14 protein-coding genes are annotated in these 24,617 nt (G+C 73.4%); 5 read left to right on the plus strand and 9 right to left on the minus strand.

Going from position 1 to position 24,617, the window contains the following annotated elements:
* Positions 1-134 precede the first annotated feature (134 nt).
* From fxsT to ABT106_RS15905, 6 genes are all read right to left on the minus strand, one after another.
* Entirely contained in the window at positions 135-4,157 is a 4,023-nt protein-coding gene (fxsT, locus tag ABT106_RS15880) for an FxSxx-COOH system tetratricopeptide repeat protein (RefSeq protein ID WP_351277161.1), read from the minus strand.
* Positions 4,141-5,556 (minus strand): TIR-like protein FxsC, encoded by a 1,416-nt coding sequence (locus ABT106_RS15885; RefSeq protein ID WP_351277222.1) that lies wholly within the window; start codon positions 5,554-5,556, stop codon positions 4,141-4,143. Before ABT106_RS15885 ends, fxsT begins: the two co-directional genes overlap by 17 nt.
* 43 nt (positions 5,557-5,599) lie before the next feature.
* The gene (locus ABT106_RS15890; RefSeq protein ID WP_502979387.1) at positions 5,600-6,457 is read right to left on the minus strand and encodes an AAC(3) family N-acetyltransferase; all 858 of its coding nucleotides are present in this window, start codon (positions 6,455-6,457) and stop codon (positions 5,600-5,602) included.
* Positions 6,454-8,751: a radical SAM/SPASM protein FxsBH, inactivated beta-hydroxylase extension form gene (gene fxsBH, locus ABT106_RS15895; protein WP_351277164.1), complete on the minus strand. Its 2,298-nt coding sequence runs from the start codon at positions 8,749-8,751 to the stop codon at positions 6,454-6,456. The genes ABT106_RS15890 and fxsBH overlap by 4 nt, the downstream gene beginning before the upstream one ends.
* A 29-nt stretch (positions 8,752-8,780) precedes the next feature.
* Positions 8,781-8,945 (minus strand): FxSxx-COOH cyclophane-containing RiPP peptide, encoded by a 165-nt coding sequence (fxsA, locus tag ABT106_RS15900; RefSeq protein ID WP_267722526.1) that lies wholly within the window; start codon positions 8,943-8,945, stop codon positions 8,781-8,783.
* Positions 8,946-9,229: 284 nt separating this feature from the next.
* A complete protein-coding gene (locus ABT106_RS15905; protein WP_351277167.1) occupies positions 9,230-10,132 on the minus strand; it encodes an alpha/beta fold hydrolase in 903 nt (300 codons plus the stop codon).
* Between the two features lie 324 nt (positions 10,133-10,456).
* Between ABT106_RS15905 and adhE the strand changes: the two genes are divergently transcribed.
* Positions 10,457-13,078: a bifunctional acetaldehyde-CoA/alcohol dehydrogenase gene (adhE, locus tag ABT106_RS15910; protein ID WP_351277169.1), complete on the plus strand. Its 2,622-nt coding sequence runs from the start codon at positions 10,457-10,459 to the stop codon at positions 13,076-13,078.
* A gap of 142 nt (positions 13,079-13,220) precedes the next feature.
* Here the strand turns inward: adhE and ABT106_RS15915 are convergent, their stop codons facing one another.
* Positions 13,221-13,823, minus strand: coding sequence for a TetR/AcrR family transcriptional regulator (locus ABT106_RS15915; protein WP_351277172.1), 603 nt, complete (start codon positions 13,821-13,823; stop codon positions 13,221-13,223).
* 139 nt (positions 13,824-13,962) lie between these two features.
* Here ABT106_RS15915 and ABT106_RS15920 point away from each other — a divergent pair, with 139 nt between their 5' ends.
* Together ABT106_RS15920 and ABT106_RS15925 are read left to right on the plus strand one after the other, a co-directional pair.
* Complete coding sequence (locus ABT106_RS15920; protein ID WP_351277175.1) at positions 13,963-15,354, plus strand: purine-cytosine permease family protein; 1,392 nt, start codon at positions 13,963-13,965, stop codon at positions 15,352-15,354.
* Positions 15,355-15,449: 95 nt separating this feature from the next.
* Positions 15,450-17,105, plus strand: a complete 1,656-nt coding sequence (locus ABT106_RS15925) for an amidohydrolase (protein ID WP_351277177.1) — start codon at positions 15,450-15,452, stop codon at positions 17,103-17,105.
* 12 nt (positions 17,106-17,117) lie between these two features.
* On the opposite strand, the gene ABT106_RS15930 is transcribed toward ABT106_RS15925, so the two are convergent.
* Both ABT106_RS15930 and ABT106_RS15935 read right to left on the minus strand, forming a co-directional pair.
* Complete coding sequence (locus ABT106_RS15930) at positions 17,118-18,302, minus strand: AAA family ATPase (protein WP_351277179.1); 1,185 nt, start codon at positions 18,300-18,302, stop codon at positions 17,118-17,120.
* A gap of 76 nt (positions 18,303-18,378) precedes the next feature.
* Positions 18,379-19,497 (minus strand): DUF3533 domain-containing protein, encoded by a 1,119-nt coding sequence (locus ABT106_RS15935; RefSeq protein ID WP_351277182.1) that lies wholly within the window; start codon positions 19,495-19,497, stop codon positions 18,379-18,381.
* A 159-nt stretch (positions 19,498-19,656) separates the two neighbouring features.
* Here ABT106_RS15935 and ABT106_RS15940 point away from each other — a divergent pair, with 159 nt between their 5' ends.
* Together ABT106_RS15940 and ABT106_RS15945 are read left to right on the plus strand one after the other, a co-directional pair.
* A complete protein-coding gene (locus tag ABT106_RS15940; RefSeq protein ID WP_351277185.1) occupies positions 19,657-23,445 on the plus strand; it encodes a DNA polymerase III subunit alpha in 3,789 nt (1,262 codons plus the stop codon).
* Positions 23,442-24,458 carry a DNA polymerase Y family protein gene (locus ABT106_RS15945; protein WP_502979388.1) on the plus strand — a complete coding sequence of 339 codons (1,017 nt, stop codon included), beginning with the start codon at positions 23,442-23,444 and terminating at the stop codon, positions 24,456-24,458. The genes ABT106_RS15940 and ABT106_RS15945 overlap by 4 nt, the downstream gene beginning before the upstream one ends.
* The last annotated feature ends 159 nt before the right edge of the window (positions 24,459-24,617 follow it).

Consider the following 24,617-nt stretch of genomic DNA (forward strand, 5'->3'; position numbering starts at 1 on the left):
TCCTTCCGCGTGGTGGGTGTTTTGTATGGGGGCGGCCTGGCCCTGGTGTCTAATGTACTTGGGGGGGTACACCGCCCCCCCTGTGGGGGGGGGGGGGGGGGGGGGGCCGCGCGGCCCCACCGCCCGCGGTCGGATCACACGGCGAGGGGCTCCAGGTCGCGGTGGACCCGCCGCTCGTCACGGGCGTAGCGGGTCAGACCGTGCTCCTCGCCGAGCAGCCGGGTCAGTTCGGCCACGGCCTCCGCACGGACCCGGGCCGCCTCCTCCTTGCGGCCCATGGAGTCCAGGCTGACCGCCATGTTGGAGGCGCTCGCCAGGGTCTCCGGATGGTGCGCGCCGAGCGCCTCGCGCAGCCGCATCACGGACAGCCGCTCCAGCTCCAGGGCCCCTTCCGGATCGCCCAGGTCGGCCCGGGCGTTGGCCAGGTTCAGGTGTGCGAAGATCGTGTGCGGATGGTTGTCGCCCAGCACCTCGCGCATGTGCCCGATCGTCTGCCGCAGCATCGGCTCCGCCGTCTCCGCCGCCCCCGTGCCCCAGTGGAACACCGCCAGGTTGTTGACGGCCGCCAGGGTGTACGGGTGCCGCGCGCCCGGCACCTTCATGTACTCGTCGACCACCTCCTGCGCCAGGTCCCGCGCCGCGCCCGGGTCCCCGGTCGCGAACAGGTCCGCGGCCAGGTTCAGTTCGCAGGCCAGCAGGTCCGGGTTGACCGAGGTGTACTTGGCCCGGTAGCGGCCCCGGGTCGCCGTCGTCAGCCGCAGCGCGTCCTCCAGCTCGCCCGCCCGGCGCAGCGACACCGCCAGGTTCTTCGCCGCCGACAGCGTGCCCGGGAACGCCCACCCGAGCTGCCGCTTGTAGATCTCGTACGTCCGGGCCAGCAACTGCACCGAGTCGTCGTAGCGGCCCACCTCGCGCAGGTCACGGGCCAGGTTCTGCGCCGAGGACAGCGTGTACGGGTGGTCCGGGCCCAGCACCTCCGTACGCCGGTCGAAGACCTCCTGGTCGATCTCCCGGGCCCGGGAGTACTGGCCGACCATGCGCAGGTTCAGCGCCAGGTTGTTCGCGGCGGCCAGGGTGCGCGGATGCGCCTCGTGGAAGATCTGCCCGAAGCCCTCGTGCGCGGCCGTCGCCAGTTCCATCGCCTCGCCGTAGCGGCCGAGCGCGCCCAGGTCCATCGCCAGACCGCTGGTGGTCATGTACGTGTGCGGGTGCGAGGCTCCCAGGGCGTCCCGCTGCCGCTCCAGCGTGCCTTCGTCCAGCTCCATCGCCTCCACGAAGCGGCCCTGCGAGCGCAGGATGTTGGAGAGGTGGAACCGCAGGTAGAGGTACTGCAGGTCGTCGCCGCCCAGGGTCTCCTTCCAGACCTCGCGCAGCTCCTCGCCCAGCTGGTGCGCGGCCTTGAAGTCCCCGCGCTTCCACAGGTAACGCACCCGGTCGATCAGCAGCCGGCGGGTCTCCGGCTCCTTGCAGTGACGGGCGTCGGAGGGGGTCAGGTGCGGCCAGATCGTGTTGAACCGCGGCCAGGTCTCCGGGTTGTCTATCGGCTCGTCGTCGTCCGGACGGGCCCCCGCGAGGATCCGGTGCACCGCGTGCCGGGCCTCGTCCTGCTCCTCCTGCGACAACTGCGCCCGGATCACCGCCTGGACCAGGCGGTGGACCTGGATGCTGTTGCTGACCTGGTCGACCTTGGCCAGCGCGAACCGGCCGATCTCCCGGATCACCCGGCCCAGCACCAGCTTCTCCTGGAGGGAGGAGTCGTACGGCTTCAGTGCGTCGATCATCTCCTTGCTGTAGAGCAGGTTCGCCGAGATCGGCTCCGGCGCGAAGAAGGCGCACAGCTGCAACAGCCGCACGGCGGCCGGGGAGCGGGACTGCAGCCGCTCGATGGACACGTTCCAGGTGGCGGCCACCGGCTCCGGGTACCCGGGCGGCTGGTTCAGGCCCAGCACCCGGGCGGCCTGCTGCGCCAGCTGCTCGATGTACGCGGACACCGGCGTCGCGGTCTCCGCGATCCAGGCGCCGGCCTGCTCGACGGCCAGCGGCAGGTCACCCACCGCGACGGCCACCTGCTCGGCGTCGTCCGTGGACAGCCCGGGCGCGCGGCGCTGGAGGTGTTCGATGGACTCCTCGCGCAGGAACACGTCCACGGGCAGCGCGTCGCCGTACTGCGACCAGGACTGGTTGCGGGAGGTCACGAGCACGTGGCCGGGACCGCCCGGCGGGAAGAACCGCTTGAGGGTCTCGGGGTCGTCGGCGTTGTCGAAGACCAGCAGCCAGCGCGAGGACGGCACCCCGCGCCGCAGCAGGTCGATCGCCTCCTGCGAGGCGGACGCCATGTCCTCCCCGGTCTGCGCCCCCAGCCTTACGGCCAGTTCGGCGAGGGCCGCGACCACGTCGTCGGTCTGCTCCGAGGAGATCCACCAGACCAGGTCGTAGTCGGCCATGAACCGGTGCACGTACTCCAGCGCCACCTGGGTCTTGCCGACGCCACCGAGCCCGTACAGCGTCTGCGGCTGCGGCAGCACCACGGCCATGCCGCCGCCGAGCTGGTCGCGCATCCGCTCCAGCACGATGCTGCGGCCGGTGAACCCGGTGTTGCGGGGCGGCGCGTTCCAGATCTTCGGGACGGTCCCCGGGAACCGGGGACCGGGCTGCGAGGCGCTGTTGACGCTGTCGGGCAGGGCCATCGGCCGTTCCACCGCGCGCAGCAGGGCGGTGGTGGCGTGCACCTCGTCGAGCCGGAACAGGTCCACCGGGTTGCGGTCGATGTAGGGCGTGGCGAGCCGTACGTCGCCCACCCGCAGCGGCACCAGCTGGCGCCGGCCGCCGGTGGGGTCCTCGGCGGCCGCCCGGTTCCACACGTCCACGGCGCGGGCCGACTTGAGGTAGGCGCTGGAGAGCAGCACCACGGTCCGGGCGGCGGTGTCGACGCCGAGGCCCGCGCCGCCGAGCGTGTCGCCGCCGGAGCCCGCGCCGGAGCCGGTGGCGGACCCGCCGCCGGAGCCGCCGGCCGGGGATGGCTCGGCGGAGACGTCCCGGGGGACGACCCGGAAGCCGGCCCGGGTGAGCACCGACTCGATCCAGTCGGCCCACATGCGGTTCTCGGCGACGTACGAGAGGAACAGGTCGGCGGGCAGCGCGGGGCGGCGCCGGGTGAAGGCGTCCCGGATGCGCAGCCGGACCTCGTCGCCGATGGCCGGCATCGAGGTGACCTCGCCGCCGGTCACCACGGTGGTGAGGCGTTCGAAGGCGGAGAGGAGGGAGTTGGTGAGCCCGGCCTCGTCGCCGAAGGTCGCCAGGGTCTCCTCGTACGCGTAGTACGGGCGGTACGGGATCTCCACCGCGCCCCAGTAGGAGGTGAGCTCCTCCCCGACGAGGCCGCCCGGGAACCGGTCGAACTTGATCCGCGCCAGGGCCCGGCCCGCGTCGGCCTTCTCCTTCTCGCCCTCGTCGATCCGCATCGGGACCGGGTAGATCGTGATGCCCCGGTCGCCGAACCGCTCGTCGATCTGCCGTGCGACGGACGCCGCGCCGTCGATGGACTGGTCGGAGAGGGTGAAGCAGTCGACGAGGACGTCGGGGAGGTGGACGGTGCAGATGTCCGCGATGTCGGAGAGGCCGGTACGGCTGTCGATGAGGACGTAGTCGTAGTTCCGCTTCATGTCCGCGCGTAAGGCGTCGAAGAAGAGGCCGCCGCCGAGCCGGTCGTAGAAGTTGTCCCAGTCGAAGGTGGAGACGGTCGCGGAGTACTCGCGGTTCTGCCGGCCCGCCGAGACGAAGTCGAGGGTGCCGCCGTCCGGGAACTCCCAGCCGAGGACCTCCGGGGTGAGCGAGACCGCGTGCGGCTGGATGCGCGCGTAGTCCTTGTGCCAGTCGTCGGCCCGGGCCACCGGGCTGGTCGCGGCCCAGGCGTACTCGCTGATCAGGTCGATGACGCCGGTGGTGGCCCCGAGCGTGGACGGGTCCAGGAAGGGGTGGAAGAAGCGGTGCAGGCCCGGGGCCTCGAGGTCCCAGTCCACGGCGAGGACCCGCTTGCCGTTGGCGGCGAGGATCCAGGCGGTGTTGGCCAGCGCCATGGTGCGGCCGGTACCGCCCTTGTACGAGTAGAAGGTGACGATCCGTCCGTCACGGCTGTCGCTGTCACGACTGGCTGTCATCCGCGTCCCCCCGGTCGATGTCGTCGGCGTCGTCGGCGTTGTTGCCGTCGTTGCCGTCGTTGCTTGCGGTGTGCGCGCGCTGGGCATCGGGCGGGAAGGGAACGGACGGCGCGGGTGTGAACGGCTCGTTCATCCCCATCGGCCCGATCAGCCGCGGGCGTTCGGTGTGGGTGCTGCCGGCCGGCAGGTACACCTGGGCGTGTCTGAGGAACTGCTGGGCGGCCGCCTCGACGACCTGAGGCAGGATCTGGCCGAGGGTCTCCATGTTCGCGACACCGTTGGCCGCGGCCCGGCACGCGGCCCGGCCCTGGCCCATCTTGACGGGGAGGGTCTCCTCCAGACGCCGGGTCAGTTCGTCCTCCTTCGCCCGGCTCTGGTGGTCGTAGCGGTTCCAGGGCACGACCACGTTGATCCACGGGCGGGACTCCTGGTCGAAGGCGGCGAGGCGCTGGCGGCGGTGCTCGTCCTCGACCACCCAGCGGTCGACGATCAGGATCTCGGGGCGGGTCGGCGGCTGCTTGCTGTCGAAGTGCCCCGCCTCGTCGTCGAACGTGGCCATGGTCGTGCGGTAGTTGAGGGACCGGACCAGGTCCTCGGCCACGTACGCGATGGGCTTCTGCGAGACCGGGTGGTACGGGTTCCACTCCAGCGCGCTGTCCCCGTAGTACTCGGGGCTGCGGCCCTCCGGCAGGTCATGCCGGGAGGAGGCCGCCACGGTCACCTGGAGGGTGCGGCCGGCGTTCCCGGGCGTGCCGAAGGCGCTCGGTATGCCCCGGTAGTCCACCGGGCGGGTGGAGGCCAGGCGGACGGTCTCGGCTACGGAGACGATGCGCTTGGCCAGCTCGTACACGGCCCGCTCGTACTGCTCCGCGTATCCGCGCAGTTTGATCAGCCCGTACAGGCCGTCGGTGACGTACCGCTCTCCGAAGGTGTTGTGGTTGAACTGCAACCGCTCCGCGGGACCCGGCAGTTGGGCGGGCGGGACCGGCACCCATAACGCCGGCACGATGGCGTCGGCCGACTCGTTGGTGATGGCGCTCTTCTGGATGAGGCGCTGCGAGAAGGCGAACCACTCCTTCCCGCACATCTCACTGGCGAAATACCTCGGCGAGAAGAGGGGTACGAACACCCGGCAGGTGGCGAGCGCCGCCGCGAGCCGTTCCGACCAGCCCTCGCCGCTGCGTATCTCCCGGTCCATGAACCCGGCGTCCGAGCCCGCGGGAAGGTCCGTCAGGGCCATGACGTGGCTGCAGAGGTCGCGGAAGAGACGCTCGACCCACATGTCCGGGTCGGGCCCCCCGGCCCCGAATCTCGGTGTATGCGCATAACTGAGAAAAAAGTACGGCTGCACTGATGCGGGCACACGCCCCCCGTCCCGAAGATGCGAGCGAAGAAACATCATTCCGGAGCTGCATCGCCACATCCCCTCATCGTTCAGTCAATCAGCGTCTGTTTTCGGTCATCCATTCGCGGGCGTGATCGACGGCGTCCGGAATCGAGAAGAGCATGGCCGAAGCCCCTCCCACCAGACCCCTGCGCACCCGCGAATCCGGGAACGTCCCGCCGATCTCCGCGAAATCACTGTCGTCCAGCTCGACGTCCTCGTACGCGGTCCACTCTCCCCCCTGCTGACGCCCTTGCCGGACCCCCGGATGGTTCACCTTCACCACACACTCGTACATGCGCAAGGGGGGCTTCGGAATTCGATACTCCGCGAGATGGAAAGCGGTGCAGACGGAAAACCCCACATTGATCATGAGTACCTGTCCCCCCTCCCAGCACAGCTTTCCCAGGGGGGAGTCCTCGCCCATGTGGCTTTCGATCCGGTGGCCCGAGCAGATCCGGGCCGCGTCCCGGCCCACGGCGGCGAACGAGGTCTGCGGGTGGGCGCTGCGCACGGCGCCCGGCGCCGTGCGGACGGCCTCGGCGAGGACGCCCATCCCCTCGCTGGGGCTGAGCAGCGGGTCGTAGGCGGGCATCCGCTCCCGGAAGGCCGCCACCTGCTCCGGGGTCAGTCCCGCCGTCCGCCGCCGGTGGCCGGCGGACGTGGTGGAGTTCGACGCGGTGAACGCCGGGACCACCAGGGTGCCGCGGGGTCCGAGGAGGCCGGTCAGGGCCTCGCGCAGCACCTCGGCGCGCAGCCCCGTACCGCTCAGGGAGGCGTGGGCCATCAGCAGCGTCCCGGGGCGCACGCCGAGCCGCCGCAGCTGGGCCGCGAGGGTCAGCGCGCCCGGCGTCCCGCGCGGGCCGGACGGGCCGGGTGGCCCGGCCGGGCCCACGGCTCCCGGCGCGGCGTTCACGCGTCGACCGCTTTCAGCTCCCAGCGCAGTTCCGCCACCAGCCGCTTGCCGGTGACCGTCAGCTCGGCCGCTCCCGACAGCCGGTCCAGGGCCCGGTGGATGGCGTCCGAGGCCCCCGGCTCGGGGGCCGTCGTGGCCCGCCGGTACGCCTCCACCGCCACCCGCTCGTGTACGTCCGCCAGCAGCCGGGACACCGGGACGGGCCGCTCCCGCCACGGGGAGGGGTGCTGCCACTGCCCGTCCAGCGCGTACAGGTCGGTCACCTCGGTCAGGGCCCGCAGCCGGGCCCGGCGCCGCCCGGTCAGCAGCGCGAGCGCCGTCTCCGGGACCCCCGCCGCGTACGGCACCCCGAGCGCCCCGGGGCCGTGCCGCCCCGCCTCGCCCCAGCCGCCCGCCCGGGGGCCGCCCGCGAGCGGGGTCAGCGTGGTCAGGGTGCTCAGCCCGGCGGTGGCCGCCCGGGTGAACTCCGGCAGCGAGGCGCGCAGCAGCGCCCACGCCCCGTCCAGCCGGCCGCGCCACTCCTCGGCCTCCCCGGCGCCGAGCCGGAGCCTGGGCGGGCGGGCGAAGCAGGTGCGGTACGGGTCGAGGTCCTCCAGTGCCACCGGGGCGGAGTCCGGCCCGGGCGACCAGGTCCGTACGGGCTGCCAGCGCGCGTCGCCCGCCGCCGGCCCGAAGCGGTGCTCGGTGCGGCCGTCCCGTACGGCGTACCCCGCGCCGGTGGCCCGCAGCGCGGCCCGGCCCTCGGTGCCGGGCGCGCCCAGGCGCAGCAGGCCCAGCGTCGGGAGGTACACCTCGCCGTCCCGGTAGGCCACCTCGGCCGGCAGGTCCAGCCCGCCCCGCAGCACGGCCGCGGCGGTCAGCGCGGTCAGCCTCCGGGCGGCCTCGGCGGGGCCGGCACCGGGGCCGGAGCCGCCCGCAGGCGCCGCGCCGGAGTGCCGGTCCCCGCGCGCCGTGTCCAGGGCGGCCAGCACCCAGGTCCGGGTGAACGGGTGGTCCAGTACGGCGTCCAGGGCGTCGGCGCCCGCGTCCCCGGCCTCCTCCACCGCGGCCAGCAGTTCCCAGGCCCGGGCCCAGCCGGGCTCGTCGGCGAGGTCGGCGTGCAGCCGGGCCAGCAGCACCCGGGTCAGCTCCTCCTGGGACCGGACGAGTTCCGCCGGGTCGGCCAGCTGCGGCGCGGTCTCCCGGGCCGCGGCGCGGCCCTCCACCCCGTCGACGAGCTCGCGCAGGTCGGTGCAGTACACGGAGGGGTTGTCGAAGCCCCCGTCGCGGTAGCGGTGGGTGTACAGCCCGCCGCCGCACGAACGTACGACGGGGCACCGGCGGCACGTCTCACTGACCCCCGCGAGGCCCAGCTGCCGGGCGCGGACCCCGGGATGGGCGGCGACCTCGTCGAACGCGTGGTCGAAGACGTTGAACCCGGTGGCCGCGGCCCCCTCGTAGGCGCTCTTGAGGGAGTCCACCTGCTCCAGGGTGCCGTCGGTCTCGACGACGACGAGGTCGGTGGGCGCCAGGCCCAGGGACTCGGTCAGGCTGGGGCCGCCGCGCAGGGTGGAGAGCAGGGACTCGAAGAGGCGTACGGGGACCGGGCGCTCGTGGCGCTCCCAGTGGTCGAAGACCCGCAGCAGCCAGCGGGCGTACGCGTCGGGGGCGCCGTCGGGGCGGGCCGGGGGCGTGTCCCAGGTGGCGTGGGGGAGGAGGAAGTCCACGCGCGGGGGATCGAGTTCGACGAGCGCGTCGAGGACGGCGACCGGGTCGTTGGCGACGTCCACGGTGCACAGCAGGCCCTGGTAGAGGTGGCGGTAGGGCGGGGAGCGGAGCAGGGCGACGGCGGCCAGGACCAGGGGATGGCTCGTACGGCCGTCCGCGAAGCGGCGGTGGCGGTCGTTGGCCGCGCGGTCCCCGTCGAGGGAGATGCCGACCCGTACGCCGAACTCGTCGAAGAGGTCGAGGTGGCGGCTGCCGAGCTGGAGCCCGTTGGTGTGGATCCGCAGGTCGAGCGCGGCCGTTCCGGCGAGGGCCCGGGTGAACTCCTCGCACACGAGCCGGAGCCGGGCGGTGCCGGCCAGCAGGGGTTCCCCTCCGTGGAGAATCACCGTGACAGAGGGGAGTGCATGGTCACGGGCATGCTCGGCGAGCCGTGACGCGGTACGCGAGATGACCTCGGGGGAGATCACCTTCGGCCGGGCCCGCCAGCTCTGGTCTGCGTGTTCGTAGACGTAGCAATGATCACAAGCAAGATCGCATCTGCTGTGAACCTTCAGGACGATCTCGCGAAATGCGATCAGGCCGGTCATTCCAGCAGTCTAGAGCGCCTGCTTCACCGTCAGAGAGCGGAGTTGAAGATCGGTGCCTGAACCGAACGACCGGATTCCGCCGGCAGAACACGGCCGAGCGTCGCCGTCGCCGAGGCGCTGCGGACGTCGATCTGGGCGAGCGGGGTCCGGCGGGCCTTGACCGTGCTGGTCGCGGGGGTTGCGGAAGTGTTCACGACACCGTCCTTGGGGGAGCCATGTGGAATGGGCAGGTGAATGACAACAACGGGCCGCTGCCGTCAAGCGTGGACTTTACTCGGCCACACCCCATTGGCAACTGAGACATGACGCCTGGTCAAGCGTTCTAGGCAAAGCGCCGTTGATTTCACGGTGGGCGTATTCGGCCGTTCGCCGCACGGCAAGATCCATTTCTTTCGGCGGACGGTTTCCGGCGTCCCGGCGTCCCGGCGTCCCGGCGTCCCGGCGTCCCGATGGCCCGGCGTCGCCGCCTCCGCCTCCGCTACGCGGGCTGCTGTTCGCTGACCGGGGGCGCCGGGACGTCGCGCAGCAGCCAGTTCAGCACGTCGGGCAGCGCGCGCAGGGCGGCGAAGTGGGCGCCGGCCGGGTCGATGGTCGTGGTGGCGCCGGGGATCCGACGGCCCAGCCAACGGGAGTGGCCGACGGGGGAGAACACGTCCAGCTCCCCGTGCCAGATCAGCACCGGGCAGCGGATGTCAGCGGGGTCAAAGCCCCAGGGGCGGCTGAAGGCGAGGGCGTCGTCGATCCATCCGTACGCCGAAGTCCGCAATCCCTCGCGGTAGTTGCGCAGCAGCATCGACCGCAGGCCGGCGTCCGACACGATCATGCGGTCGTTGGCCGTCAGGTCCTGGCGCAGCTCGTCCAGGAGCCGGCCGGGGTCCTTGCGGATGCCGTCGGCGCGGGGGATCAGCCGGGCCGCCAGTTCCTCGGGGTCGTCGAAGGCGGTGGTGTACTCCTGGACGTTGGAGTCGGCCATCCCGGCGAACCAGTCCAGGTCCTCCGCGTCCCAGGGGGCCAGTCCCACCATGGCGGCCGTCCGGGTGACGCGGTCCGGGAGCAGGGCGGCGCAGGCCAGGGCGCCGGGGGCGCCGCCGGAGCGGCCCGCCACGGCGAAGGCGTCCAGGCCCAGGGCGTCGGCGATCACGGCCACCTCCTGGGCCACGTCGGCGACGGTGCGGCCCGGGTGGCGGTCGGAGCCGCCGTAGCCGGGTCTGTCGTACGCGATGAGCTGCATCCGGCGCTGGTAGAGGACCATGCCCCGGGGCGCGGGTCCCAGGCGGCTGCCGGGGGTGCCGTGGAGCAGGAAGACCGGCCTGCCCTCCGGATCGCCCCAGCGCTCCACGGTCAGAGCGCGGCCTTCGGCGGTACGCACCTGATGGCGCACGCGCTCCCTCCCTCACGGTTGACGCGGGCCGTCACGGTGATTGTGCTCGCTGAGGGAGGAGCGCGGTAGGGCGCACTTCGCGCTGAATTCTTGTGAAAGATTTCACAATCGCGCGGGGGTCTTTGGTCCTTCGGCATATGCCCAGGTCACGTGGGGGATCGACGGGGTCGAGGTGGGCGCGAAAGGGCTTTCGTCCTCCCCGAAAGGGGCTTTTTCGGCACTCCGGCATACGTTTTCGGGTGTCGAATTGAGTCATCAGGCTGAGGCGTCAGGAAATCAGCGGGTCGCCGGTTCGGGCCGGGTCGAAATGAAGGAGTTCCCGTCATGCAGGCCAACGAGATGGTGGACGGACTGGTCCAGGGTGCGCTCGCGGCGCTCGGCCGGTTCGAGTCCTTCAATCAGGAGCAGGTCGACCACATCGTCAAGAAGGCATCCCTCGCGGCACTGGGACGCCACGGCGAGCTCGCCCGGCTCGCCGTCGAGGAGACCGGCCGCGGCCTCTTCGAGGACAAGGCCGTGAAGAACCTCTTCGCCTGCGAACACGTCGTGAACTCCATGCGCGGGCTGAAGACGGCGGGCGTGATCCGCCGCGACGAGCTGAACGGCATCACCGAGATCGCCGAACCGGTCGGCGTCATCTGCGCGATGACCCCCGTCACCAACCCGACCTCGACGACGCTGTTCAAGGCCCTGATCGCGCTGAAGACCCGCAACCCGATCATCTTCGCCTTCCACCCCTCCGCGCAGAACTGCTCCGCCGAGGCCGCCCGCACCGTGCGCGACGCGGCCGTCGCCGCCGGCGCCCCCGAGAACTGCGTGCAGTGGGTCACCGTTCCCTCCATGGAGGCCACCGGCGCGCTGATGAACCACCCGGGGGTCTCCACCATCCTCGCCACCGGTGGAAACGCCATGGTCAAGGCCGCCTACTCGTGCGGCAAGCCGGCCCTGGGCGTCGGCGCCGGCAACGTTCCCGCGTACGTTCACAAGAGCGCCAGGCTGGGCCGCGCCGTCCACGACATCGTGCTCTCCAAGACCTTCGACAACGGCATGATCTGCGCCTCCGAACAGGCCGTCATCCTCGACCAGGAGGTCTACGAGGCCGGCATCGCCGAGTTCAGGCGCCTCGGGGCCCACGTGGTCAGCGCCGCCGAGAAGGCCAAGCTGGAGCAGTTCGTCTTCGGTACGACGGCCCACGCCGCCGACTGCTCCGGCGCGAAGCTGAACCCGGCCGTCGTCGGCAAGTCCCCGCGGTGGATCGCGGAACAGGCCGGCTTCACCGTCCCCGACGGAACCTCCCTGCTGCTCGCCGAGTGCGACGAGGTCGGCGAGGGAGAGCCGCTGACCCGCGAGAAGCTCTCCCCGGTACTGGCCGCCCTGAGGGCCCGCGACACCGAGCACGGCCTCGAACTCGCCTCCGCGATGGTGGAGTTCCACGGACTGGGCCACAGCGCCGCCGTCCACGCCGAGGACGAGGAGCTCGTCGAGGAGTTCGGCCGCAGGGTCAAGGCGGTCCGCGTCATCGCCAACTCGCCCTCCACCTTCGGCGGCATCGGCGACGTCTACAACGCCTTCCTGCCCTCGCTGACCCTCGGCTGCGGTTCCTACGGCCACAACTCGGTCTCCGGCAACGTCACCGCGGTGAACCTGGTCAACATCAAGCGGATCGGACGGCGCAACAACAACATGCAGTGGTTCAAGGTCCCGCCGAAGATCTACTTCGAGCGCAACTCCATCCGTTACCTCGGCGAGATGGGCGGCGTCAACCGCGTCTCCATCGTCACCGACAGGACGATGGTCTCCCTCGGCTTCGTGCAGAAGGTCACCGACATCCTCCAGGCCCGCGAAGGCGCGGTCGCCGTCCAGGTCATCGACAACGTCGAGCCCAACCCGGAGCTGGCCACCGTACGGGCGGGGGCCGCGCTGATGCGCGAGTTCCGGCCCGACACGATCATCGGCCTCGGCGGCGGCTCTCCGATGGACGCCGCGAAGATCATGTGGCTGATGTACGAGCGGCCGGAGGTGGAGTTCGGGGACACGAAGGAGAAGTTCTTCGACATCCGCAAGCGCGCCTACACGTTCCCCTCGCTGGGCGCGAAGGCGAAGATGGTCGCCATCCCGACCACTTCGGGCACCGGCTCCGAGGTCACGCCCTTCGCCGTCATCTCCGACCCGGCAGCGGCCCAGAAGTACCCGCTCGCCGACTACGCGCTGACCCCGGACGTCGCCATCGTGGACCCGGTCCTGTCGATGGGCCTGCCGCCCACCGTCACCGCGGACTCCGGTTTCGACGCCCTGACGCACGCCACCGAGGCCTACGTCTCCGCGTACGCGAACGACTACACCGACGGCCTCTGCCTCCAGGCGATCAAGCTGATCTTCGAGAACCTCCAGCGCTGCGTCGTCGACGGACCCAACGACCCCGAGGCCCGCGAGAAGATGCACAACGCCTCGACGGTCGCGGGCATGGCCTTCGCCAACGCCTTCCTGGGCCTGGTCCACGCCATGGCGCACACCCTGGGCAACACCTTCAAGGTCGCCCACGGCCGCGCCAACGCGATCCTGCTGCCGCACGTGATCCGCCACAACGGCACGGTCTCGCACAAGGCCACCCCGTGGCCGAAGGCGGAGGTCTACCGGGCGCCGGAGCGCTTCCAGGAGATCGCGAAGACGCTGGGCCTGCCGGCGGCCACCCCCGCCGAGGGGGTCGAGTCCTACGCCCGGGCCGTCGAGGAGCTCCGCACGAAGTGCGGGATCCCGGCCTCCTTCGCCGAGGAGGGCGTGGACGAGCGGGCTTTCGTGGACGCCCTGCCGGCCCAGGCCATGAACGCCTACGCCGACCAGTGCGCCCCCGCCAACCCGCGGATGCCGATGATCGACGACATGCGGCAGCTGATGCGGCAGGCGTACTACGGCACCGCGGAGGGCGCCCCGGCCGCAACGTCGTGACCCCCGGGCCGCCGGCCGAGGGCGGTGAGGGAACAGGGGCCCGCCCGGTGCACCACGCACCGGGCGGGCCCGGCCGTTGCCGCAGGAGCCGGGCGGCGGCGGGCCCCGCTTCCGGCAGGGGCGCCCCGCTCCCGGGAGGACCCTAGAGGTGCGGGATGAGGGCCGCGGTGGCCGAGCGGGCCCGTTCCAGGGCGGCGGACCGGTCCGCGCCGGGCTGGCCCAGGACGACGCGGGTGCTCAGCCCGTCCAGCAGGGCCAGCAGCTCCGAGGCCCGGCCGGGCACGTCCACCGCGGCGAAGCGGCCCTGGCCGACGCCCCTGGTGAGAAGCGCCTCCAGGTCGCGCTGCCAGCCGTCGTCGATCTCCTGCTGGGCGGCGCGCAGCGGCTCGTTGGAGGCCGTACGGGCCCACAGCTCGATCCACAGGGTCCAGCGCGGGTCCCGGGGGCCGCGCGGCAGGTACAGCTCGGTGAAGAGGGCGAGCTTGCGGTGGGCGGTGACCCGTCGGCCGAGCAGTCCGGCCCGCTCGGTGGCGAGCTGGGCCTCGCTCCAGCGCAGCGCCTCCAGCAGCAGCCGGTCCTTGCTGCCGAAGTAGTACAGGATGTGGCCGCCGCTGGTGCCGAGCCGTTCGGCGAGCGCGGACATGGTGAGCGCCGCCAGCCCGTCCTCGGCGATCGCCGCCATGGCCTCTTCCAGCATCCGCTCCTGGGCGATCTGCCCGTCGCGCCGCCGTGCCGCTCCCGCCACCGGTCCGCCTTTCTGATCTTCGGGTCCCGACCTTATCCCGGACAGGGTCTTGACGCGGCCCCGCTTCGCCCCGCATCTTGAATGCCATTCAAGAACCTAGAACGTCGTTCAAGGTCCAGTACGGTCAGGGGTACGGCGCATGACACAGCAGGAGACGACGCCCGACGTCGACGAGGTCTTCCGGGTGGAGACCCACGGCATCGACCCCATCCCCGACGCGGAGCGCCACGGCAGCGCCAAGGACCTCTTCTGGCTCTGGTTCGGCTCGAACCTCACCTTCACCTACGTGATCAACGGGGCCCTCGCCGTGGCCTTCGGCCTCTCCTTCTGGCAGGCCACCGCCGTGGTCGTGATCAGCGGACTGTCCTTCTTCGCCATCAGCGCCGCCGGCCTCGGCGGCATCCGCACCGGCACCGCCACCCTGGTCATCTCCCGCGCGGCCTTCGGCGTCCGCGGGAACCTCCCCGCCGGAGCCCTCAACTGGGTGGTGAGCATCGGCTACACCATCGTCAACACCGTCGTCGGGACGCTGGCCCTGGAGGTCTTCTTCGCCGAGACCGGCCTCGGCACCGGGAGCGGCGTCCGGGCCCTCGCGCTCGCCCTCACCCTCGCGCTGACCTTCGCCGTGGCGATGTGGGGCCACGCCACCGTGCAGTTCGCCGAGCGCTGGATGGCCTACGTCCTCGCCGCCGGCTTCGGCGTGCTGCTCGTCTTCGTCCTGCCGGGCGCCGACACCGCCGCCCCCGCCGCCGCCCCCGGCCTGTCCGGCTGGAGCCTGGCCTTCGTGGTCATGCTGGCCGGGCCGTTCTCGTACCTGCCGATGCCCGCCGACTACACCCGCTACCTGCCCCGCACCACCACGCTGAAGTCGATCACCTGGATGGGGGCACTGGGCGGCTTCGTCTCCTCGGTGGCCCTCGGCGTCGCCGGGGTGGCCGCCGCGACCCAGACCGACATGACCGACGCCGTCGCGGGGGCCGAGAGCCTGCTGCCCGGCTGGTTCCAGCCGCTGTTCCTGGCCCTGGTGCTCGGCGGGTCCGTCACCAACTCGATCATCACCCTCTACTCGTCCAGCCTGAACCTCCAGGTCCTCGGCATCCCCTGGAGCCGCGCCCGGGCCATCGTGATCAGCGCCGCCGTGACCGCCGCCGGATCGCTGGGCGCGCTGTTCCTCACCGACTTCACCACCTCCCTGCTCTCCTTCCTCTCCCTGCTGATCATCGTCTTCGCGCCCTGGGGCGGGGTCTTCCTCGCCGACATGCTGCTGCGCCGCTGCCGCTACGACTCCGACGCGCTGCACGCCGGGCGCGCGGGCGCCTACTGGTACCGCGCCGGCTACCACCCGGCCGGCCTGGCCGCCCTGCTCACCGGTATGGCCTTCGCGGCCCTGACCTGCGACTCCGAGCTGTGGACCGGCCCGCTGGTGGCCCCGCTCGGCGGCGCCGACCTCACCCTGCTCGGCGCCGTGGTGTCCGGGCTGACGTACTGGGCCCTCGTACGCCGGACACCCGCGTACGCGCCGGCCGCCTGACCCGCACGCCTCCTGCCCCCCCTGCCTGCCCCCCCGCCTGACCCTCCCGCCCCCGTACCGGCCCGCGCCGTCCACCCCGCACAGGAGCACCCCCCATGGCACCGCGTCCCTTCCCCGCAGACCTGCTCCTCACCGGAGCCCGCATCCACACCGTCGACCCCGCCCGTCCCGAGGCCGAGGCCCTCGCCGTGCACGACGGCCGGATCGTCTGGGTCGGCTCCGACGCCGAGGCCGGGCAGTGGTCCGGGCCCGGCACCGAAGTGCTCGACGCGGGCGGGAAGCTGGTGCTGCCCGGTTTCATCGACGCCCACAACCACGTCCGGCTCGGCTCCGACGACGCGTGCGTGCAACTGGCCGGGGTCCGCACCCTGGACGCCATCCTCGACCGGATCGGCACCTGGCGGGAGGCGCACCCGGACGCGGAGTGGATCGAGGCGGAGTCCTTCGACTACTCGGCCGTTCCGGGCGGGCGGATGCCGTGCGCGGCCGACCTGGACCCGGTCACCGGGGACACCCCCGCGATCGTGCTCTCGTACGACGTGCACACGGCCTGGCTGAACACGGCGGCCATGCGGCGCCTGGGGGTCACCCGCGACCGCACCGACCTCCCCTTCGGCACGGCCGCGACCGACCCGGAGAGCGGCGAGCCCACCGGGTTCGTCAAGGACTTCGCCGTCAAGGGGCTCTCCCGCGACGGCCACCGGGAGCTGCGCGACCTGGGCGTGCCCTGGGCCTCGCCGGAGCGGCAGTACCGGCGCCTCGCGAAGAGCCTCGACGACGCCATCGGCTTCGGCATCACCACGGTGGTGGAACCGCAGAACTCCCTCGACGACCTGGAGCTGTACGAGCGGGCCCGGGCGGAGGGGCGGCTGCGCTCGCGGATCGTCGCCGCGCTGTTCCACCCGCGCGGCACCACGGAGGAGGAGCTCGACGGATTCGCCGCCGCCGCCCGGATGTACGCGGGGGACCGGCTGCGGGTGGGCCCGCTCAAGCTGTACATCGACGACGTGGTGGAACCGCGCACGGCCGCGCTGCTGGAGCCGTACACCGGCTGCGGCGCGCACCGGGGCGAGACCTTCTACCCGGCGGAGGAGTTCGCGGAACTGCTGGCCGGGCTGGACGCGCGGGGCTTCCAGTGCTTCGTGCACGCCACCGGTGACCGGGGCATCCGTACCGTGCTGGACGCGGTCGAGCACGCCCGTACGGTGAACGGCCCGCGCGACGCCCGCCACCAGGTCGTGCACGTGGAGTGCCTGGACCCGGCGGACGTGCCGCGCTTCGCGGAGCTGGGCGTGGTCGCGTGCATGCAGCCGCGGCACTGCGCGCCGGAGATCGCCGGCCCCGGCCAGGACTGGGCGGAGAACGTGGGCGAGGACCGCTGGCACAAGGCGTGGCCGATGCGGAGCCTGCGGGAGGCGGGCGCGGTGCTGGCCTTCTCCAGCGACTGGAACGTCGCCGAGATGGACCCGATGGTCGGCATCTACACGGCGGTGACGCGCCGCCCGCTGGACGGCGGCGACCCGTGGCAGCCGGCCGAGACGGTGGACGTGGCACAGGCGGTGTACGGCTACACGATGGGGTCGGCGTACGCCAACTTCCTGGAGGCGGAGCGGGGTTCGCTGGCCGTGGGCAAGGCGGCCGACTTCGTGGTGTGGTCGCGGGACATCCTCGCCGTCGCGCCGGAGCGGATCCTGGGCACGGTGGCGGAGGTGGTCGTCGTGGCGGGCGAGGTCGTCCACGAGGCCGGCTGACCCCCGGCGGCGTCAGCGCCGGGGCCAGTACCAGAGCGGTTCGTCCAGCGGGCCCTCGCGGCCCGCGACCTCGGTGCGGCCGGACTCCTTGACCAGGGTGACCGTCCGCAGGTCCACCCGGTGCCGGCGGGTTCCGGCCGCCAGGGCCCCGGCCAGCGGGTCGGCGTGGGTGACCACCACCGTCTGGGTGTTCCGGGAGGCCGTGAGGATCAGCTCCGCGAGCGGTGCCAGCAGCTCCGGGTGGAGGCTGGTCTCCGGCTCGTTCAGCACCATCAGGGCGGGCGGCCGCGGGGTCAGCAGGGCGGCCGTCCAGAGCAGGTAGCGCAGGGTGCCGTCGGAGAGCTCGGCGGCGCCCAGCGGACGCAGCAGGCCGTGCTGGTGGAGTTCCAGCTCGAAGCGGCCGTCCCGTTCGGTGACGGAGACCCGGCTGCCGGGGAAGGCGGCTTCGACGGCCTCGTCCAGGGCGGCGTGGTCCCCGGTCTCGCGGATCGTCTGGAGCGCGGCGGGCAGGTCCGAGCCGTCGGCGCCGAGCACGGGCGTACGGGTGCCGATCCGCGGGGTCCGGGCGGGCGCCCCGGCGTCGGTGCGGACGTGGTCGTAGAACCGCCAGGACCGCATCAGCTCGCGCAGGGCGAGGAGGTCGGGGGCCAGCTGGGGGTCGGCGAGCTCGCTGAGCACGGAGTCGTACGGGCGCAGGGCGTTCTGCGTCCGGTGCCAGCCGCCGTCGGCCGTGCGCGTGCGTACGGCGGGGCCCGCCCGGTCCGACAGCAGGGCGGCCGGGCGCAGCACGGGGCCCGCCCAGGTGCACTCGCGCTTGATCTCCGGGTCCAGGGAGAAGAGCGAGTCCGGGACCGGGGCCGGGTGCCCGAAGTCGACGGCGTACCCGAACTCGTCGCCCGCGAAGCCCAGACGCAGGCTGACCGGCTCGGTCCGGACCGTGCCCTGGACCGGGTGCTGCCCCTCGCGCACCGCCCGGCCGGGCTTCTCCGGCCCCGCCCACAGAGTGGACGGCAGCCCGCCCTCCCTGGCCAGCGCGGCGACGGCGCCGCCGCGGGCGGAGTCGGCGAGCAGGCGCAGCGAGCGGTACAGGCTGGACTTGCCGGTCCCGTTCGCGCCCGTCACGACGGTGAGCCGGCCCAGCGGGACGACCAGTTTCCGCAGGGAGCGGTAGTTCTCGACGGCGAGTGTGGTGATCACGGGTCGATCATGCCCCGGGTCACTCGGCGGGCGCGAGGAGGTGGCCCGTCGGCGGTACCCGCAGGCCCCGGGTCGTTCAACGGGCGTCCGTTCCCTCCCCGGCGAACCGGGGGACGGCCGGCGCGTCGTCGGGGAGCCCGCTGCCGACCGCCGCACCGGGCCTGCCCTTGCGGAAGATCGCGCAGGCGAGCGTGACCGCGGCGCCGAGGACCGCCCAGCCGGCCAGTACCAGCATCGGTCCGCCCGCGCCGTTGCCGCTGAAGTACGCGAGGGAGCGCGCGGCGTACGTGCCGGCGCCCGGCGGCAGGGCGGGGCCGATGGCGCTCCAGAACGGCGGCAGCAGCGGGTAGGGGTAGGCGCCGCCCGCGCTCGGGTTGCCGAACACCACGACCAGCAGGATCGCGAGGCCGATGCCGACCACGCCCGCCAGCCCCTGGAGGGCCAGGGTGATCGCGCCGACCGCGAAGACGACCAGGGTGCCCAGCCCCCACAGCGCCATGACCGAGCCGGGCAGGGCGCCCAGGACCGGGCCGGCGATGACCGTGCCGAGCAGCCCGGCGACGATCGCGTACGCGAGCAGCGCGCCGAGCCGGATGACGGCGCGGGCGGAGTTCGCGGGGCGGGCGCCGGCGCTGATCGCGAGGATCGCGGCGCACAGGTAGCCGCCCACGCACCAGCCGACGACCAGGTAGAAGGCGCTCAGTCCGCGCCCGTCGCCGGCGGCGGCCGGGGCCACGTCGACGATCCGGACGGTGCGGCCCTGGCTCTGCTCGGCGAGGCCCACGATCTCCTCGACGGCCTGGGAGAGGGAGGCGCCGGCGCCGCTGGCGACCAGCAGCCGGTCGATCGTGCCGGACGGGTCGATGATCAGCGCGGCGTCGACGTCCCGGTTCTCGATCCGGACGCGGGCCGCGGCCTCGTCCTTGACGGTGCGGGGGGCGAGCGGGTCGCCGGGCAGGGCGTCGAGCCGCTGCGCGGACTGCTGGGCGACCGGTGCGAGGGGGGCGGCCACCGCGATCGGGATGTCGTGGGGCTTCGGGTGGTGGAAGGCCCCGATGTACGAGGTGATGAAGGCGAGCTGGAGGGCCAGCACCCCCAGGACCAGCAGGGCCGCCCGGGTGGTCACGGCGTCCTTGACCTCGGCGAGGAAGCCGCCGGACGGGCCTGCTGCGGTGCTCTCGGTGGGCTGGTTCATGCCCCCCACGCTCGGCGCGGCGGGGGCGGGGCGCAGCAGGGGAGGACCGAATGGATGACCCAACGGATGACCGAACACGTGTTTCGCACGTGTATTCGAATTGCTCTATGGTGGAGAGCGGGGGAGGTGTTTCTTTCGAGCGAAGCAGGGAGGCCGCGGGTGCCTGGTTTTACGCATCTGCACACCGTTTCGGGGTTCTCCGTGCGCTACGGGGGATCACACCCGGACCGGCTGGCGGAACGGGCCGCGGAGCGGGGCATGGACGCCCTCGCCCTGACCGACCGGGACACCCTCGCGGGTGCGGTGCGCTTCGCCAAGGCGTGCGCGAAGGCGGGCATCCGGCCGCTGTTCGGGGCGGACCTGGCCGTGTCGCCTCCGGCGCGGCCGGGCGGCGGCGGTCCGGGCGGCCGTTCGGGCGGCCGTTCGGGTGCTCCGGACGGGGGGCCGGGCGGGTTCGCCGGGTTCGCCGGGTCGGCCGGGTCGGGGGGCCCGGCCGGCCCGGGCGCCGGATCCGCCGAGCTCTCGTACCGGCGGCGCAACCCGGTCAAGGGCGGCGCCTTCATCGACGAGTCCGCCCCGCGCGCGGTCTTCCTGGCCCGGGACGGGGCCGCCGGATGGGCCGAGCTGTGCCGGCTGGTGACCGCCGCCCACGCGGCCGGCGGCGATGAGCCGGCCGGGTCCGGGCCGGTGACCGGGGCCCGTTCCGGACCGCCGGTCGTGCCCTGGGGCGCCCTCGGCGGAGGCGGCGTGTACGTCCTGCTCGGGCCCGGTTCCGAGGTGGGGCGGGCGCTCGCCGCCGGGCGCCCCGACCGGGCCGCCCGCCTCCTCGGGCCCTGGCGCGAGGTGTACGGGGACTCCCTGCGCCTGGAGGCCGTCCACCACGGCCGCACCGGCACCGGCCCCGGCTCGCTCCGGCTGGCCGCCCGTACCGTCGGCTTCGCCGCCGAGCAGGGCGTCCCGGCCGTCCTCAGCAACGCCGTCCGGTACGCCGACCCCGGCCAGGGCCCCGTCGCCGACATCCTCGACGCCGCCCGGCGGCTGGTCCCCATCGACCCCCGGGGGCCGCTCGACACCGGCGAACGCTGGCTCAAGGACCCCGCCGCCATGGCCGAGACCGCCGACCGGGTCGCCGAGGCCGCCGGCCTGCGCCCCGCCGACGCCCGCCGGCTCCTCGCGGAGACCCGGCGTACGGCCGAGGCGTGCGCCGTCGACCCGGAGGACGACCTCGGCATGGGCTCCGTGCACTTCCCCGAGGCCCGGCTCGTCGGCGCGGCCCGCCGCAGCGCCCAGCGGGTGCTCACCTCCCGGGCCTCCGCGGGCATGGTGCTGCGCGGTTACGCGGGCGAGCGCGCGTACTGGGAGCGGATGCACCAGGAACTCGACGTCATCGCCTACCACGGCTACGCCTCGTACTTCCTGACGGTCGCTCAAGTTGTGGACGACGTAAGGGAGATGGGGATCCGGGTGGCCGCCCGCGGCTCCGGCGCCGGCTCCCTCGTCAACCACCTGATCGGTATCGCGCACGCCGACCCCGTCGAGCACGGCCTGCTCATGGAGCGCTTCCTGTCCAAGCGCCGGCGCGTCCTGCCCGACATCGACGTCGACGTGGAGTCCGCCCGCCGGCTGGAGGTCTACCGGCGCATCATCGACCGGTTCGGCACCGAGCGGGTCGCCACCGTCTCCATGCCCGAGACCTACCGGGTCCGGCACGCCATCCGGGACGTCGGCGCCGCCCTGTCCATGGACCCGGCCGCCGTCGACCGGCTCGCCAAGGCTTTCCCGCACATCCGGGCCCGCGACGCCCGCGCCGCGCTGGAGGAACTGCCGGAACTGCGCGACGTGCGCGGGGAGTCGTACGGGCGGCTGTGGGAACTCGTCGAGTCCCTGGACGCGCTGCCGCGCGGGAGCGCCATGCACCCGTGCGGGGTGCTGCTGTCCGACGCCTCGCTGCTCGCCCGTACACCGGTGGTGCCCACCAGCGGCGAGGGGTTCCCCATGTCCCAGTTCGACAAGGACGACGTCGAGGACCTCGGACTGCTCAAACTGGACGTGCTGGGCGTACGGATGCAGTCCGCGATGGCGCACGCGGTCGCGGAGATCCGGCGCGGCACGGGGGAGGAGCTCGACCTGGACGACCCGGCGCAGGTGCCGCCGGGCGACGAGGCGACGTACCGGCTGATCCGCTCGGCCGAGACCCTGGGCTGCTTCCAGATCGAGTCCCCGGGCCAGCGCGACCTGGTGGGGCGGCTCCAGCCGTCCACCTTCCACGACCTGGTGGTCGACATCTCGCTGTTCCGGCCGGGACCGGTCGCCGCCGACATGGTGCGGCCCTTCATCGAGGCCCGGCACGGCCGGGCGCCCGTCCGCTTCCCGCACCCCGACCTGGCCGACGCGCTGCGCGGGACGTACGGGGTGGTCGTCTTCCACGAGCAGATCATCGAGATCGTGCACGTCATGACCGGCTGTGGGCGCGACGAGGCGGACCGGGTGCGGCGCGGGCTGTCCGACCCGCAGTCGCAGGGGCGCATCAAGGTCTGGTTCGCGGCGACGGCCGCCGGGCGCGGCTACCCGGTGGAAGTGATCGCCCGTACCTGGGAGATCGTCGAGGCCTTCGGGTCGTACGGGTTCTGCAAGGCGCACGCGGTGGCCTTCGCGGTGCCGACCTACCAGTCGGCGTGGCTGAAGGCGCACCACCCGGCGGCCTTCTACGCCGGACTGCTCACCCACGACCCGGGGATGTACCCGAAGCGGCTGCTGCTGGCGGACGCCAGGCGGCGGGGCGTGCCGGTGCTGCCGCTGGACGTGAACCGGTCGGCGGTCGCCCACCGTATCGAACTGGTGTCTGATATGGGTGGTGCGGGTGCGGGTGCGGGTGCGGGTGCGGGCGTGAGCGCGGGCGTGGGCGTGGGCGGGGTGTGGGGGCTGCGGCTCGGCCTGTCCGACGTGCTCGGCATCAGCGAGGCCGAGGCGCGCCGGATCGAGGACGGGCAGCCCTACGCCTCCCTGCGCGACTTCTGGGACCGGGCACATCCGGGACGTCCGGTCGCCGAACGGCTCGCCCAGGTGGGCGCGTTGGACGGCTTCGGCGCCAACCGCCGCGACCTGCTGCTCCATTTGACGGAGCTGCACGGCGCGCAGCGGGCGGCCGGAGCCCGCGGCGGTGCTCAGCTCCCGCTGGAAGGAGGCCGGTCCACGGCCTCCGTCGGGCTGCCCGACCTGACCGACGCGGAACGGCTCAGCGCCGAGCTGGGCGTCCTCGGCATGGACGCGTCCCGGCACCTGATGAGCGACCACCACGCCTTCCTGACCGAGCTGGGCGTGATCCCGGCCCGGCGGCTGCGGGACACCGCGCACGGACAGACGGTGCTGGTCGCGGGAGCCAAGGCGGCCACCCAGACCCCGCCGATCCGGTCCGGGAAGCGGGTCATCTTCACCACGCTGGACGACGGGACGGGCCTGGTCGACCTGGCCTTCTTCGACGACAGCCACGAGCGCTGCGCGCACACCGTCTTCCACTCCTTCCTGCTGCTGGTGCGGGGCGTCGTGCAGCGCCGGGGCCCGCAGAGCCTGAGCGTGGTCGGGGCGGCGGCGTGGAACCTCGCGGAGCTGGTGGAACTGCGGGCGTCGGGCGGCCTGGACGCGGTCGCGGCCCGCCTGGCCTCGGGCGGGGACGGCCGGGGCCGGAGCGGAGACGGCGTGGGGGGCGGCGGCGATGGTGATGACGACGGCGGCGCGGAGGCGGCCGGCGCCGGGGCGGGGCCGCGGGCGGCCGGGGAAGGGGCCCGGGCATCCGGGGACGGGGAAGGGGCGGCCGGCTCCGGGACCGGTCGCCGGATCCGCATGTCCACGGGGTACGAGATGAACCCCTGGGCCGACCTCCAGCCCCCGGGCACCGGCCCCGCCACCGGCCGCAAGCTGTGGCACTCCAGCCCCGGGAGCGCGGGATGACCCGGGCCGGCGCGCCCCGCGCCGTGATGTGCCTGCGGCTGCGCCCCGCCGACGGGGGACCGCTCGGGGCGGAGGCGTACACCGGGGTGCTGGCGCTGCTCGGCGGCCTCACCCCGGCCGTGCAGGCGCTGCCGCCCGACGCCGCGCTCGCCGATGTCCGGGGCGCGTTGCGCTACTTCGGCTGCGACGCCGCCCGGCTGGCCGCCGTGGTCCGGGTCCGGGCCCTGGCCCTGTACGGGGTGGACGCCGCCGCGGGCGTCGCCGGGAACCCCATGCTGGCCCGGACCGCCGCGCGCGACGCCCGCCCCGGGGAGACCCTGGTGGTCCCCGACGAGCCCGCCGCCGTGGCGCAGTTCCTGGCCGGCCGCCCCGTCACCGACCTCGACGGGGTCGGCGCCAAGGCCGCCCGGACCCTGTGCTCCTACGGTCTCGACTCCGTCGGGCGGGTCGCCGCCGCCCCGCCCGCCGCGCTGCGGCGCATCCTCGGGGCCAGGCTCGGCCGTGAGGTGCGCGAGCGCGCCCTCGGGATCGACCCCGTCGCCGTCCGGCCGGGCGCCGCCGCCCGGGCCGTCGCGGCCGAACGGCCCTTCGGCCGGGACGAGCTGGACCCCGTACGGCACCGGCGGGCACTGCTCTCGCTGACGGAGGAACTCGGTGCCCGGCTTCGTACACAAGGACCCGGGCAGGGGCAGGTCTGCCGCACCCTCTCGCTCACCGTCCGCTGCGCCGACCGCACCACCCTCACCCGTACCCGCACCCTCGCCGAACCCACCGCGCACACCGCCGTCCTGACCGCCACGGCCTACGCCCTCTACGCGGGCCTCGGCCTGCAGCGGGCCCGGGTCCGCGCGCTGTCGCTGCGGGCCGAGGACCTGGCGCCGGCCGAACGGGCCGCGCGGCAGCTCAGTTTCGACCCCGAGGACGAGAAGGCCCGCCGCCTGGAAGCCGTCACCGACCGGGTCCGGGCCCGCTTCGGCCCGCACGCCATCGCCCGCGGCACGCTGGCGGCGTAACGGGCGGCGCGGTGGCGGCGCGGTGGCGGCGCGAGGGCACGCGACGCGCCGTGCGACGGGCCGCGCTTAACAGGCCGCGGGACGACACGCCGATTTTTTACCGACGCGTAACTTCCCAGTTTTGCTACCCGCCCGTAATTTGACGGCAGCAGCACCCCT

The organism is Streptomyces sp. NPDC002044, from assembly GCF_040296725.1.
In the GTDB taxonomy this organism is placed as follows: Bacteria; Actinomycetota; Actinomycetes; order Streptomycetales; family Streptomycetaceae; genus Streptomyces; species Streptomyces antarcticus.